Here is a 14602-nt window from a genome sequence, read left to right as displayed (position 1 = left end):
GCGAGGGTCGGCGTTACGTGCCGGTCGATGACCGTTCCAAAATGGCCTTGCGCAGCGCCCGGGATAAGGCTTCCACCGAATACGGCTTTTGAATCAGTTCAAACCCGTGATGGGTATTCTCGGCCAGGACGCTGCTGTAACCGCTGGTCAAGACCACCGGAAGATGCGGATGCCGCTCGCGTATGATCGTGGCCAGCTCCACGCCGTTCATGCCGGGCATGATGACATCGGAAAACACCAGATCGAAAGCGGATTGATCCGCGGCGATCAGCGCCAGTGCCTGCTTGGCATTATCGGCCCGACGGGTTGCATAGCCCAGATCCTGAAGCAATTCAGTCGAAAAACGTCCGACGTCCTCATTGTCTTCCACCACCAGGATGCGGTGGCCGCGGCCGCTCGTGGCCGCCTCGAGATTGCCTGCATTGATGTCCGCCTGGCTCGCGGGCGCCGCCGCCTGCGGCAAATAGATGGTGAATGTCGAGCCTTCTCCCAAAGCGCTGAAGACGACGATTTCGCCGCCGGACTGCTTGGCGAATCCGACGGCCTGGCTGAGACCGAGGCCGGTGCCTTTCCCAACCTCCTTGGTCGTGTAAAACGGCTCGAAGATGGACGTGAGTTTGTCGGGCGCGATGCCGGTGCCGGTATCCGTGACCGAAACTGCGATGAATTTTCCGCCGCGTTTTTCGCTGGTGCCCGACGCCGGGATCGCATTCGCCTTCTCGACACTTATCGAGATCAGCCCCTCGCCGTTCATGGCGTCGCGGCTGTTGACGGCGAGATTGATCAGCGAGGTCTCGAATTGTGCGATATCGGCCATCGCAAAACAATCGGGATCGCGGATCTCGAGACCGATCTGGATTCTTCCACCGACAAGCGGACGGATCAGCTGCGCGATGCCTTCGACCTGCAGGCCGACATCGAACACCTGCGGCGCCAGGGGCTGCCTGCGCGCGAACGCCAGCAGCTGTCCGGTCAGTTTGGACGCCCGGTCCACCGTGTCGGAAATCGCGTCGATGTAGCGGCGACGACGCTCGGCGGGCAGTTCGCGACGGCGGAGGAAATCGGTAGCCGAACGGATGATCGTCAGCAGATTGTTGAAGTCGTGCGCGACGCCGCCGGTGAGTTGTCCGACCGCTTCCATCTTCTGGGATTGACGCAGCGCCTCTTCGGCCTGGCGGCGTTCGGTGATATCGACCGCTTCCGGCAACACGGCGGTAACGCTGCCATGCTGATCGAACACCGGGCGCATGGCAAAATCGAAATAGCGGTCGCCAATCGGCAAATGCAGCAGCATCTCGGTCCGCATGCTTTCGCCGCGTTTGACCGCCGCAAAGGCATTGACGACGGCCTCGCGAACCTCGGGGGTGGCGGAAAACCAGGCCGTATCCCAGAACGGCTTGCCGACGACATCAGCCGCGGTCGCCGTGATTCCGGCCAGCGCGGTCTTGTTGGCGTAGATCACCTTGCCGTCGAGGTCGAGGAGTCCCTGGTACTGGTTGCTGGTTTCGAACATCGCGCGCAGTTGCGCCTCATTGGATTCGAGCTGGGCGGTCCGCTCCCCGATGCGCTGCTCGAGCGTTTCGTTGAGGCGACGCAATTCGCCTTCAGCTTCCTTCGCGGCCGTGACGTCGTGAGCCACCCCGATGAAACCGATATGCTTGCCGGCCGGATCCCAGCGCGGCTGTGATTCCGATCGCATCCACCGCCATGCGCCATCGGACCGGCGATATCGCGCTTCCAGCACAAACGGCTTCAGCGAGGCCTCGCCCGCGACACTTTCCTGCACGATCCGCGCCTGGTCGTCGGGGTGAAGAATCTCCCGCCAGTCGAAGACAATCGCCTCCTGATATGGCAGGCCGAGGAAATCCAGATAGGCCTGATTGGCGAAGCTGCGGGTGCGGTCCAGCTTGCTGACCCACATCGGCACCGGCGCGCTGTTGGCGATGAGCCGAAAGCGCTCTTCGCTCTCTCTCAGCAATTCCTTCGCCAGCGTGCGTTCGGTAATGTCCATGTGGGCGCCGACCAGCCGCAGCGGCTTGCCCTTTTCATCCCGCTCGATCTGCGCCTCGCAGGCGATCCACCGGACCTGCCCATCGCTCGGCCTGACGATGCGGTATTCGGACGAATAGCGGAGTTCGGGTCCATTGATCGTCGCGAGAAAATGCTGCACGGCCCGGTCGCGGTCCTCGGGATGAAGGCGCCTCACCCAGTCCTCGTGGGTATCGACGGCGTCCGGGTTCAGGCCGTGTATCTCCAGATATTCGGGCGAGCGGCGTCCGTTGTCGAAGCCCTTCCTGAGATCGACCGTGACCCCTCCGATGCGGGCGATTTTTTGCACGCGGGCAAGATCGTTTTCGCGGTCCTTCAGTAATCGTTCGGTAACCACCCGCTGCGTGGTTTCGACCACGATGGCGATGACGCCGGCCGGCCGGCCGGCCTCGTTCAGAACGGGCGAATAGTCCAGATTCATCCAGACCTGCTCGGGGCGGCCATGCCGGTAGAGGGTGAACTCCTGGTCCGTGTAGGCCAGGGTACCGCCGCTCAGCCCCACTTTCATGACGTTGTCGTTGAAGTCGGCGACCTCGGGCCATCCCTCGCGCACCTTCGACCCGAGCAGTTTCGGGTGCCGGCCGCCGGCGAAGCCTGAATAGGCGTCGTTGTAGATCATGACGCCGTCGTCGCCCCATAGCAGCACGATGGGCACGGGCGACCGCAGCAGGGTTTCGGTGACGGTTTTCAGGCTTTGAGGCCATGCCGAAAGCGGTCCGAGGCCGGCTTTCGCCCAGTCGAACTGCCGAATCAATGTGGCAAGTTCGCCGCCGGCGGTCGGAAACAATCCACCGGATCCGGCCGATACACCCTCGTCAGGCACCTTTTCCCCCCTCGAAATGCCCTAACATCAACCCCGGTAAATGCTCTGCGGGCACTTTGGTTCCGTCGGAATTGCCGTCGGCGGCAGCGGCCCGGCGGGCTCGCCGTGGCATGACCGCAGCGGGGCGGCTGCCGGGTCATCCGTTGATCCCTGTCGACATGTCCATTCGGCCCGTGTTTAGGCTTTTTGGGCTGTCCGATATCGGTATTGTCAACGGACAGATTCTCGGCCCACGCGCGTCGCGACAAAGGGCGATGCCGCCCGAAAGGACACCAAGCGTTGAAAGAGAAGGAGCTCCGAATAGCGCTGGTATGCTTCGGAGGCGTTTCGCTTGCGGTCTACATGTATGGAATCAGCAAGGAGATTCTCAAGCTGGTTCGCGCCTCCAGCGCCCTGCACGGCATCATGAACCGTTCCGAGCGATCGGCGGCAAACTTCTTCGACAAGTTCGACCGCAATGATCCCGAGTACGACACCGACGAGATCTATTTCGAACTGCTTCGGGATATCGGGCAGACGCTTGAGCTGCGCGTCATCGTCGATGTCATCGCCGGCGCCTCGGCCGGCGGCATCAACGGCACCATGCTGGCGCGTGCGCTCAGTCATGACCTGCCGATGGGTGCGCTGCGCGACCTCTGGCTGAACCATGCCGACGTCAGCGATCTGCTTGCTCCAGAGGCCCGCGCGAGCGCCGCCAGCAAACTGATCCTCAAGCCGATGATCTGGCTACTGGGCGCAACCGGCCTGTGGGAGCCGATCAAGGATCCGGAAGTCCGGCAGAACCTGTCGCTGTTCGTGCGGTCCCGCTGGTTCAGGCCGCCGCTCTCGGGATCGCGGATGTCCGAGCTGATGTACAACGCGGTGACTTCAATGGTCGATCCGGGAAACGGAACGGCGTCATTGCTGCCGGCCGGCCACGGGCTCGATCTCTATGTCGCCGTGACCGATTACCACGGCTATGAGCAGCCGATTCCGATCCACAATCCGCCGATCATTCACGAGCGTGAGCACCGGCACATTCTGCACTTTGCCTATCGACAGCAGGCCAACGGCGAGAGCGTCAGCGACTTCGTGCTGGAGAATGCCGCGGCCCTGGCCTTCGCGGCGCGCGCGACGTCGTCCTTTCCGGGCGCGTTCCCGCCGGCGCAGATCAGGGAAATGGACGAGTTTATCGCGCGCAAATCCGTCGACTGGCCGCGGCGCGCCAGATTCATCGCGGGGAATTTCGAGCCCTACTCCCGCAAGAACATCGATCCCGCCACGATCTATTTCATCGACGGCAGCGTGCTGAACAACCGGCCGTTTCACCAGGCGATAGCAGCCATCCGGGATCGCCCGGCGTACCGCGAGGTCGACCGGCGGCTGGTCTATATCGACCCCGATCCGGATCGATCCGGCACTTCGAACCGCCGCGACCTTCCCGGCTTTTTCTCGACTCTGAAGGGCGCGTTATCCGATTTGCCCAGCGCCGATCCCGTGGCGGACGAACTTGGCTGGGTCAGCGATTTCAACGATCGAATGAAGCTGCTGCGGGAGATCATCGAGAATGCGAGGCCGAACGTCAGCCAGTTCGTTGCCGAGATCATCGGCACGCTGCCGGACCGGCCTGCCCAGTCCGGGCAAATCCGCGCCTGGCGCGAACAGATCAACGCACAGGTGAGGATCGATGCCGGATTTGCCTATGAAGGGTATATCCGGCTCAAGCTGGCCTCCGTCCGCGCCTTCATCGCAAGCCTGATCGTCGGCATTCGCGGAGCGGCGCCGCGTTCGCAATTCGCCCGCGCGATAGCGGAAATCGTCGACGTCTGGGCGGCCGAAACCGGAATCGTCTACAGCAGGGGGCAGCCGATCCTCGAGAACCCTGCGACCGCGCCCGGGCATCCGCGCTGGACGGAACTGCTGCTTGATTTCGACGTCGACTACCGCAAGCGGCGCTTGCATTTCCTGATCGAAGGCCTGAACCGGCTCTATCAGCCCTCCGACCGCATGCATTTCGAGGATCGAAACTGGCGGGCGATCGACGCGCTGAAGCGGAATTTCTACAACTGCCTGGAAGACCTCAAGCACCAGGAAAACGTCTCCGCCTTCACCGCTGCGACCCGCGACCTTGCCGAAGACCTGTTTCGTTCGGCGCCGGCGGCCGGCGATGCCGAGAAGCTGCGGGCGTATGCGGAACTGTTCGTGCAGCGGCACAGGGAGGCCATGGACGATCTGATCGGCCGGCTGGCGGAGGAGATCAATCTCGATTCCAGCACCAACGATATCGACATTCTGCTGGCCTCGACCGATCCGGACCAATGGCATCCGGAGGCGCGCCGGGAAATTCTCATCGACCACCTCGGCTTCCCTTTTTGGGACGTTTTGACATTTCCGGTGATGCCCTGGCGCGAGGCCGGCGAACTCCACGAGATCCTGGTGGATCGCATAAGCCCGCAGGACGCGACCGCGCTTGGCGAATTCAGCGGAAGCACCGCGCTGAGGGGCGTCCGCTTCGCGCATTTTGCCGCGTTCTTTTCACGGGCGTATCGCGAGAACGATTACCTGCTCGGACGTATCCACGCGCTGGATCGGTTGATCGACATCGTCTGCAATTCGGCGCGGCTCGATATCGAGAAGCAGCGCAGCTCGGTCGCGGCGCTGAAGGTGCGCGGGTTCAAGAGAATTCTGGACGCCGAAGAACAACACCTGCCGAACAGCGTCGATTTGATCGCCAGATTGCGCAGCTCGATCGCCGCCCTGGAAGCGCGCAGCATCAAGTCGGCGCCCTAGGGCCGCGGCGGGCTCGCGGCCGGCGGCGTCAGCACCAGCGGCGGCTTCGGCTTCGGCCGCGCCAGGGGAGGCCCGGGCGCGGGGCGCACCTCGATCGGCGGCGGTAGCGGCGCAAGCTGCTGACTGACCACGGGGGCACCGGGGCTGGCGGGGGAAGCTGGCGGCGCGGCCGCAGCCGGCGGGCGCGGCGCGCCGAACTTTGGCTTCGGCGGCGGCCGGCGCAGATCGCGGCCTGGGAGCAGCAGGTTGGACGTCGGCTGGTCCGAAGGCTCCGCGTCCGGTGCTGCGGCCGAAGCCGGCGGAAGCGACGCCGGCGTCGTTGCCGGTGGCGGCTCACCGCGCTCGATCGAATCCAGCCGGCGGGTTTCGCGATCGATCGCCCTCACCGCCAGCCATGACGACAGCGACGCCACGTCGACAGTGCGGTTGAGCGCATCAGGCGAGCCCACCGCGAACAATTGGATTTCCGGACGGCTTGTCGGCTGGCCCACAGCGGTGGAAGCAAGGATGACGCGAATGTCGGCCTGGTCGGCGGGAATATCGTAGCCGCCGGATATGATGGCGCGCGCGCCGTCGGCCTCGAGCGTAGTCGCGCCGATGTGCAACCGGCCGTCTCCGATACTGAATGGAATTTGCGCCGCCTTCACCGTCAACGCGCCGGCCGAAAGTACCTTATCGACGATCTGCCGCAACCTGGCGTCGTCGGTCGCCTGGCCACTATCGCTGGCGCGGATCGCGACCTCGAAGGCGCGCGGATCGAGCCCCGCGACGCGCGCGGATTCCAGCGTCACGGTACCGCTGCCGGACAACGCGCCCGTCAGCGCCGAGGCGCTGCGGCCCTGGCTCGTCAGCGTCAGCTGCATCGAGTTGCGCCCTGTGGGCATCGCGAGGTTCCGATAGCGCAACGCGGTGCCGTCGACGCCTGTGAGCCGAACGCTCGCATTCAGCGCGATGCCATTTGCGCTCGGCCTGGCGTCAATGGTCGCCGTGGTTTCGCCGCCGCCGATTCCGCCCTTGATGGCGTCGAAGGTCAGCGACTGGCCGTCGCTCCTGACGGTACCGCTGACGGGCCGCAACTCTCCGCCGCCCGGCAGCGCGCCGCGCAGCGCCTGAAATGCGATTCGGCCGCGCCAGCCCTTCAACAGTCCGCCGCCGAGCGGCTCGGCCGTATCGCGGCCGGATGCGCCGATGGCAAGCGCGAACGCCGGCGCGAGATCGAGCGTGTCGAGACCGACTTCGCCGTCGACGTTCCGTTCGCCGTCAAGCGTCACCGCGACGCGCCCGCGCAACCGCGAACCGGATATCGTGCTGTCGAGATCGTCGAAGGTCAGTCTGTTGCCGGCCAGCGACACGCGCGAGGACAGGCTGACGTTCTGCGCAAGCCGGTCGGTCGGTTTGAGATCGAACAGCGGCGCGAGACTGACGCCGCGAACGTTCAGATTGACGCTGGCCCTGGCCTCCTGCGCCCAAGGCTCGGTGGTACCCTGCGCTTCCGCGTCCAGCCCGCTTCCCGTCATCTTCGCTTTCAGCCGCAACGGCGAATGCCACACGCCCGCCACCGATCCCTCGAATTGCGCCGGGCCTTCACCGGCGGCGACCGCGCGATCAAGCCCGAGCAGCGCCAGCAGAATGCGTCCCTGATCCGACGACAGTTTCGATTCAAGGCTGAATTCGCTGCGCTGGAGGGCATCCAGATCGATCCCGCCCAGCGCCGATAGGTCGGGTGTCGCGGTGAGCGTCGCGGTGCCCTTGAGCTGCGGCGCATCCAGATCGAGCGTGGCAGAGGCGATGGGACCATCTGCCCCTGCTTTGTTCCTGCTGAGATCGAGGACCAGTTTTGTGCGCACGGGGCCTGGACCCGTTCCCAACCCATTGAGCCGCGAGGCAACCGACGGCGCGAACGGCGCAACGAGCGCGGTAAGCTGGCCCAGCGACGCTGCGGTCGAATCGAGCGCCAGCCTTCCGACCAAACTGACGCGATCGAAATTGCCGCCACCCTCCAGCGTTACGCTGTCGGGCTGGCCGATCTTCAACCGGTCGAGCAGGAAGGATTTCGGACCATAGCCCAGTCGCGCCATGAACGGCCGCAACTCCTGCCCCGCCGAAATGGCGCGGCCGATGTCGAGCGACAGTTGCGCTTCCTCGGGCCAATCGCCCGGCGGGCCCGCCAGCGAACGCGTCAGGGCGGCCGCGGCATCGAGATCGAGCCGCTCCCCCTTCAACTCGGCGTCGAAGCGGGAGCCGCCGCCGGCCGGCAGATTTGACAGCGCCATTCGGCCTTCGACGGCGCCGCCGTCGATCTCGGCCTTCAGGGCTTCGATCGCGAAGGCGCCCGCGGCCACGCTGACATTGCCGCGCAGGCGCAGCGGCTTTTGGCTGCGATAGGTCACCTCGCTGCGGCCCTGCAGCCACGCCGCCAGCGCATCCGGATCGGACGATTCGACGCTGAGGGCGCCGGTGAAGCTGGACGGACCGGCCGGCGCATTGGCGCCGGTCAGGGACACCAGCGTCGCGCCGGGCGCGCGTAGGTCCAGCCGCTCGATGGTCCAGGATTTGGTGTCGCTCCTGAGCCCGGCGGCCAGGTTCTGCACCGGACGGCCGCCCAGCATGATCTGCTCGGCGCTGAACTCGATTTGCGTCGGGATCGGCGACTGCGGGATGCCGGCCATCAGCGCGCGCAAGCCGGGCACTACCCGCAGCAGCTCGGATGCGCTGTTGTCCTTGTTGTCCCGGGCGGCGAACCGGTCGGCATCGAGCTGCCGCGCCGAGAGCACGGCATGCAGCAACGGCGACGCACCGAAGCTGATATCCCCGAGGCCGGAAAATCTCAGCGCCCGCTCTTCCGCGCCGTAGCTGACATCGAGCTGGTCGAGCTTTGCGGTCGCCGGATCGGCCTTGACCTTGGCCGATATTTTCCAGGGCGTGACCGGGACATTGCCCTTGACGTCCCCTTGGGCCTTGAGCCCGGCGGGAACCGCCAGCACGAGCGCGCCGTCAAAACGCGGCGTGCGGGCCTCGAAGGACAGCACGCCCTCGAGGTCGACGGCGAGCGGACGCGCGCCGGGATCGATGTTGAGATGGACGCGGGTGCCGTTGCCGTCGCCGGCCGGACCGGACGAAATCCGGAACGGATAGCGCAGCCCCGACAACACGAAATTGCCGTCGCCCCGCACCGCGCCTGCCAGCGAGCGCACATCGCCGGAGAAGGCGATATCGCTCAGCTCCAGCGTGCTGCGGCTTGCGGCATCGTGCAGCGCGACGCGGCCGGTCAGGTTCAGGCGGTCGATCGAAAGCGATCCCAGATTGAATTTTCCGGTCGACGCCGGCAGTTCGACCCGGCCCTGCCGATCGAGGCCGAGATCGACCGACAGGCCGTTGATCGTCAATTCGTCCGCGCGCCATTCGCCGCGCATCAGCGAGCCCAGGCTGAACTCGACATCGAGCTTGTCGGCGCGGATCTTGCCGAGATCGTTGGCGCCGCCGACCACCACCGAGCGCAAACGAAGCGACGGCGTCGGCAACAGCCGCGCGTCGAGTTCGCCGGCGACGTGCACCGGCGCGCCGATCACCCGCGTCGCCTCGGCCTCGAATTGCGGCCGGAATTGATTCCAGTCGATGAAGTACGGCCCGATTAGCGCGGCCATCAGCGCGATGATAAAGGCAATCGCCAGTCCGAGCAGCGTCGTCTGCACGGTGTCTCCCTTTGAGCACGCTCCAGGGCGGGTCGGTGACCCGGCCCATCCGCTGGCGCCTCGCGCCCGCCGCCGCCGAAATCAACCCCGGAGCAGCGCCATATATAGAGACAACTGTGGCGAAGTCACAGCGGCATCGCGCGCGGGCCTCCTCACCAGCTTCCGGGAAGGTTCTTCAGGCCGCGCAGTACGAAGGTGGGCCGCCATTCCGGATTTTCGGCGTTGTCGAGCTTGAGATCTGGCAGGCGGCGCAGCAGGGTCGAAATCGCCACCTCGGCCTCGATCCGCGCCAGCTGGGCCCCGAGGCAGAGGTGGATGCCCCCACCAAAGGACAGCGGGCGGATTTTGGGGCGGGTGATGTCGAGCCGGTCCGGCCGGTCGGGATAAACAGCGGGATCCCGGTTGGCCGAACCCAACAGGCACAGCACGCTTTCACCTTTCGGGATCTTCTTGCCACCGAGGTCGTCGATGTCCTCCAGCGCCACCCGGCCGGTCAATTGCACCGAGGAATCGTAACGCAGGAATTCCTCGATGGCGTTGGGGATGAGTTCGGGATTGGCCTTGAGCAGCGCGAGCTGGTCGGGATTGCGATGCAGCGCCAACAGCCCGTTTCCGATCAGATTGACTGTCGTCTCGTGGCCCGCGCCGAACAACAGGATGATGTTGGCGGTCAGTTCCTCATTGGAGAGCTTGCTGCCGTCTTCCTCGGCCTGCACCAGCTGCGTGGTCAGATCGTCGCCGGGGTTTTTCCGCCGCAGCTCGAAGAGCTGCTGGAAATACATCTGCGCCATCAGGTTGCCGGCATTCGCCTTATCGATTTCAGCGCGCGTCAGCGGCACCGGATCGAGCAGCCGTCCGCCGTCGCGCGAGCTGGTATAAAACACCTCGCGGTGTTCCTCGGGAATTCCCAGCATGTCGCAGATGATCGTGACCGGCAGCCGGAACGCGAAATCCTCGATCAGGTCCATGCGTCCCTGGGGCGCAATGCGATCCAGCGTCTGGTCGACGATCTCCTGGATGCGCGGCCGCATGTCCTCGACCCGGCGCGCGGTGAACGCTTTCACCACCAGCCCGCGCAGGCGGGTGTGATCGGGCGGATCCTGCTGCAGCATCCAGTGGCTCATACTGCGGAAGACCGGCTCCTCCATGATATCGGGGCCATAGCGCCGCTTGGTCCGCTCGACGTAATCCTTGCCGAAGCGCTTGTCGCGCATCACCAGGCTGACCTCGGCATGACGGCTGGCGACGTATGCCCCGAACGGCGTGAGGTGCATGGGATCGGTGGTGCGCAGCCGATCGTAATGCGGATAGGGATCGCGAATGAAGTCCGGCGACAGCGGATTGAACAGCGGCTCGGATGCGGCGGTCTGAACATGCTCGTTCATGGATGACCTCACTCTGGTGACGGGCCGAAATTCGATACACTCTTGTATCGAGTTGCATTCTGACTTAAAATCTTTCGATGTCAAGAGTTCGGACCAGACCGACCCGGGACGACACCCGCGAAAAGCTGTTCGAGGCGGCGGCACGCGTCTTCGAGGAACAGGGCATCGGCGGCGCCAGCATCGAGGCCATCGCGGCCGCAGCCGGTTTCACGCGCGGCGCGTTCTATTCGAATTTTACCAGCAAGGACGAACTGATCATCGCCATGCTCGAGGATCACGTCGAGCAATCCATTCGACGCAATCTCGATCTTCTCGCCAGACACGAAAACATCGCGGGTTTCATCGAAGCCCTGAAAACGATGGACCGCAGCCGGCAGGATCCGCTCGGCCGTTCTCCGCTTTTGCACATGGAGATGATCCTGTTTGTCGCGCGCGCCGAAAAGCGCAGACCGGAACTTGCCAAGCGCCTGCGCGCCCGGCGGCAATTGATCACCGATATTGTCGAGACCACCTTGAAGAAATCCGGCAAGAACGCCGCCCTGAACCCGGCATGGACCGGCGCGATACTGCTCGCGCTGGAGGACGGCTTCCGTCTGCACCGCCTGATCGATCCGGAGACCACACCGGCCGACAGCTTCCTGCGCGCGATCGGCGATCTGCAGAGAGCTGTCGGTATTGCTTTGGCCTGACGAAACGCCGCGATCGCCAGGCGGTGATCGGCTCCTCTCTCAAGCGGCGCCGGCCCGCGCCTTGTGCAATTGCCCGGCCACCGCCCTCACCTTGCCGGGCGACGCCATCCAGATCGCGAAGGCGGACAACGCGCTGACGGCGATGCCGATGGCAAAGGCGACGGCGTAACTGCCGGTGAGATCGTGCAGCGAACCGGTGACCCAGGGACCGGCGGCGCCCCCGGCGAGCGCCGCGAGCATCACCGTGCCGAAGATGCTGCCGAAATGCTTGCCCTGAAATATTTCCAGCACCACCGCCCCCATGATGGAAGTCAGCCCGTAGCCGAGCGCGCCCTGCGCCAGCACCATGAGATAGACCAGCATCAGGGTGGGAAAGGACTTCAGCGCGATCAGAGCCGCAAAGCAGATCGCAAAACCCAAACAGCCGGCCGTCCATATCCATTCGCGCCCGACCCGGTCGGAGAGGTGTCCGAGCCAGATCTGGCCGGGAATGCCGAGCAGGCTGACGGCACCCAGGGCCCAGACCGCAACGTTCGGGCTGAAGCCGATGTCGAGCAGATACTTGGTCTGGTGAACCTGCACCGCGTACCAGATGTACAATCCGCCGAAATAGCCGAGCGATATCCACCAGAACCGCGCGGTGCGCACGGCACGGCTCAGGGTCCAGTCGATCCCGGCCCAGTGGTGATCGACGACATAGGATACCGGCTTGTTCGAAGCCGAGGGGGCTGCGTCGCCGTCCGGCTGAAGTCCGATATCCTCGGGGCGCCTGTGCAGCAACAGATTGATCGGCGCGAGCACCACCAGAATCAGGATCCCCATCGCCGTACAGGCGGTACGCCATCCGGTCTGCTCGATCATGTGCTGTACCCAGGGCAGTAGCGTCATCGAGCCGATGCCGACACCAGCGAAGGCAAGCCCAATCGCCAGGCCGCGCCGGCGATTGAACCAGTTCGGCAGAAACAGCGATTGGCCGGAATAGCCGAGGCAGACGCTTCCCGCGCCGACCATGACGCCGATGGTCAGATAGAGATGCCATGGCTGGGTCGTCAGCGGCGCCAGCAGCATTCCGCCCGCCATCAGGGCAACGCCGAGCTCCATTACGGCGCGGGGACCGGCGCGGTCCATCAAGCGCCCGATCAGCGGGCTGACGGCGCCGGAAACCAGAAAGCCGAACGAGAAGGCGCCCGCGGTGACCCCGCGCTCCCAGCCGAACTCGTCGATGATCGGCGGAAAGAACAGCGAAAAGGCGGTGCGGGCGTTCACCCCGATCGCCATGGTGACGAAGGTCACGACGACGATGATCCAGCCGTAAAAGAAGGGAAGCCGCATCAGGTTTTACACCTTGTCATTCCGGGGCGGTCCTTCGGACCATCAGGGAGTGACAAGGTCAAGGCCTTTCCCGAGAAGCAAACCGGATGCCGGACACATGTGGCACTGCGCCGGGCAGGATTTTCTTGGCAGGTTGAAAGATAACCCGTGAACTTTTCGCGCGGCGTGGATGCCTAAGGAAGGGTTTGCGCCGGTCGAACTTTTCGTGCTGACGCCGTCGGGGATGCCGATCCTGGCCAGTTCGTTGCGGTGCAGGAACCCGGTGACGGGATGGGCGTTTTGATCTTTGTTTTCAAACGGCTTTAGTCTTTGAATATTTGGGTGACAGGCACCGTCCGTATGATTCAGGCACCAGAACACAGCGACCGGCCAAACCCGGAAAGCGCGTATCGTCCGCCGGCGCCGAAACCGCAAGCGCGCCCGCTCAAGCCGCTGGCCCTTCTCCGCACGTTGAAACGCAACCCGCTGGAATGCTGGGCGACGCCGCATTTCGAGCAGCCGATCGTTGCCGGCGGCCTGCCGATCGGCCATGTGCTGCTGGTCCACGAGCCCGGCGCCATCCGCCGCGTTCTGCTGGATAACGCCGCGAACTACCGCAAGGACCGCCTGCAGCGCCGAGTGCTGTCGGCAGGATTGAATGACGGCCTGTTGAGCGCCGAGGGCGAGCAATGGCGCCTGCAAAGGCGGGTGCTCGCCCCGATGTTTGCGCGCCGGACGGTGATGGATTTTACGCCGGCGATGATGGCCGCTGCGGAGGCCTTGATCGACCGGTGGTCCGCTCTTGGCGATTGCGCCACCATCGACGCGGCGGCCGAGATGGCCATGGTGACGCTCGACGTCGTCGAGCGCACCATCTTCTCCGATGGTTTCGGATCGGACGCAGAAGCCATCCGCATGGCGATGGCGACGTATTTCAACACGATCGGCAAAATCAGTCCGCTCGACATTCTCGGCGTACCCGACTTTGTCCCGCGGCTAAGCCGGTTCCGGGTGCGCTCGACGCTCAATTTTTTCGAAAGCGAAGTTGACCGCGTCATCTCCAACCGCCGCCGAATTCTGGCGGAGCAGCCGCGCCAGGCGCCTAACGACCTCCTGACCCACCTGCTCGGGGCTCTCGATACCGACAGCGGCGAGAGTCTCACCGAAGCCGAGGTGCGCTCCAACATCTTGACATTTATCGCCGCCGGTCACGAAACCACCGCGAACACCCTGAGCTGGGCCCTGTTCCTGCTTTCCCAATCGCGGGAATGGCGCGAGCGGGTCGAGGCCGAGGTGGACCGCGAACTGACGGGATCGGCCGACGCCGGCATCGCCGATCGCCTGACCGAGACCCGCGCGGTGATCGAGGAAACCGTCCGCCTGTATCCGCCGATATCGGCGATCAGCCGCGTCGCGCTCGATGACGATGCGTTGAACGGCGAAGCGGTCCGGCCGGGATCGCTGATCGTCATCTCGCCCTATGTATTGCACCGGCATCGCCGCTTGTGGGATCGGCCCGATGTGTTCGATCCCGGGCGCTTTCTCGGCAACGCCTCAGCAACGGTCGACCGCTTCGCCTATCTGCCGTTCGGGGCTGGGCCGCGCAAATGCATCGGATCCGCCTTCGCGCTGCAGGAGGCGACGCTGATGCTTGCGGTGATCGTCAAGAATTTCAATTTTCAGATGAGACCGGGCCACGCGGTATGGCCGAGCTTGCGCGTCACCTTGCGGCCGGCGAACGGGCTGCCGATGATCATTGGCAAACGCTCACCGGGCGAAAGATCGTCGAACGATGTGAGCCATCACGAATTGGCTGCCCGCTGCATGATGGATTCATAGAGCGGGCACGATGGGCGGCACACGGACGCGGCAGAGGGTAATGCC

7 protein-coding genes are annotated in these 14602 nt (G+C 64.5%); 3 read left to right on the top strand and 4 right to left on the bottom strand.

What is annotated here, in order from left to right; translation table 11 throughout:
* Window positions 1-13: 13 nt before the first annotated feature.
* Complete coding sequence (locus QZ213_RS03980; protein ID WP_291684757.1) at window positions 14-2872, bottom strand: PAS domain S-box protein; 2859 nt, start codon at window positions 2870-2872, stop codon at window positions 14-16.
* 279 nt (window positions 2873-3151) lie between these two features.
* Between QZ213_RS03980 and QZ213_RS03975 the strand changes: the two genes are divergently transcribed.
* Window positions 3152-5641 carry a patatin-like protein gene (locus tag QZ213_RS03975; protein WP_291684756.1) on the top strand — a complete coding sequence of 830 codons (2490 nt, stop codon included), beginning with the start codon at window positions 3152-3154 and terminating at the stop codon, window positions 5639-5641.
* Here the strand turns inward: QZ213_RS03975 and QZ213_RS03970 are convergent.
* Both QZ213_RS03970 and QZ213_RS03965 read right to left on the bottom strand, forming a co-directional pair.
* Window positions 5638-9333 carry an AsmA-like C-terminal region-containing protein gene (locus tag QZ213_RS03970; protein WP_291684755.1) on the bottom strand — a complete coding sequence of 1232 codons (3696 nt, stop codon included), beginning with the start codon at window positions 9331-9333 and terminating at the stop codon, window positions 5638-5640. The two genes, QZ213_RS03975 and QZ213_RS03970, sit on opposite strands and share 4 nt — an antisense overlap.
* A 152-nt stretch (window positions 9334-9485) precedes the next feature.
* Entirely contained in the window at window positions 9486-10718 is a 1233-nt protein-coding gene (locus tag QZ213_RS03965; protein ID WP_291684754.1) for a cytochrome P450, read from the bottom strand.
* 77 nt (window positions 10719-10795) lie between these two features.
* On the opposite strand from QZ213_RS03965, the gene QZ213_RS03960 reads away from it, so the two are divergent.
* Window positions 10796-11407, top strand: a complete 612-nt coding sequence (locus QZ213_RS03960) for a TetR/AcrR family transcriptional regulator (protein WP_291684753.1) — start codon at window positions 10796-10798, stop codon at window positions 11405-11407.
* Window positions 11408-11446: 39 nt separating this feature from the next.
* Here the strand turns inward: QZ213_RS03960 and QZ213_RS03955 are convergent, their stop codons facing one another.
* Window positions 11447-12739, bottom strand: coding sequence for an MFS transporter (locus QZ213_RS03955; protein ID WP_291684752.1), 1293 nt, complete (start codon window positions 12737-12739; stop codon window positions 11447-11449).
* A 339-nt stretch (window positions 12740-13078) separates the two neighbouring features.
* Here QZ213_RS03955 and QZ213_RS03950 point away from each other — a divergent pair, with 339 nt between their 5' ends.
* On the top strand, window positions 13079-14557 hold the full coding sequence (locus tag QZ213_RS03950; RefSeq protein ID WP_291684751.1) for a cytochrome P450: 1479 nt from the start codon (window positions 13079-13081) through the stop codon (window positions 14555-14557).
* Window positions 14558-14602: the final 45 nt, after the last annotated feature.

Origin of the sequence: Bradyrhizobium sp. (genome assembly GCF_017881085.1) — a bacterium.
Classification (GTDB): Bacteria; Pseudomonadota; Alphaproteobacteria; order Rhizobiales; family Xanthobacteraceae; genus Bradyrhizobium.
Note: the sequence above shows the minus strand (reverse complement) of the source record. Positions and strands in the feature narration are given on the sequence as shown.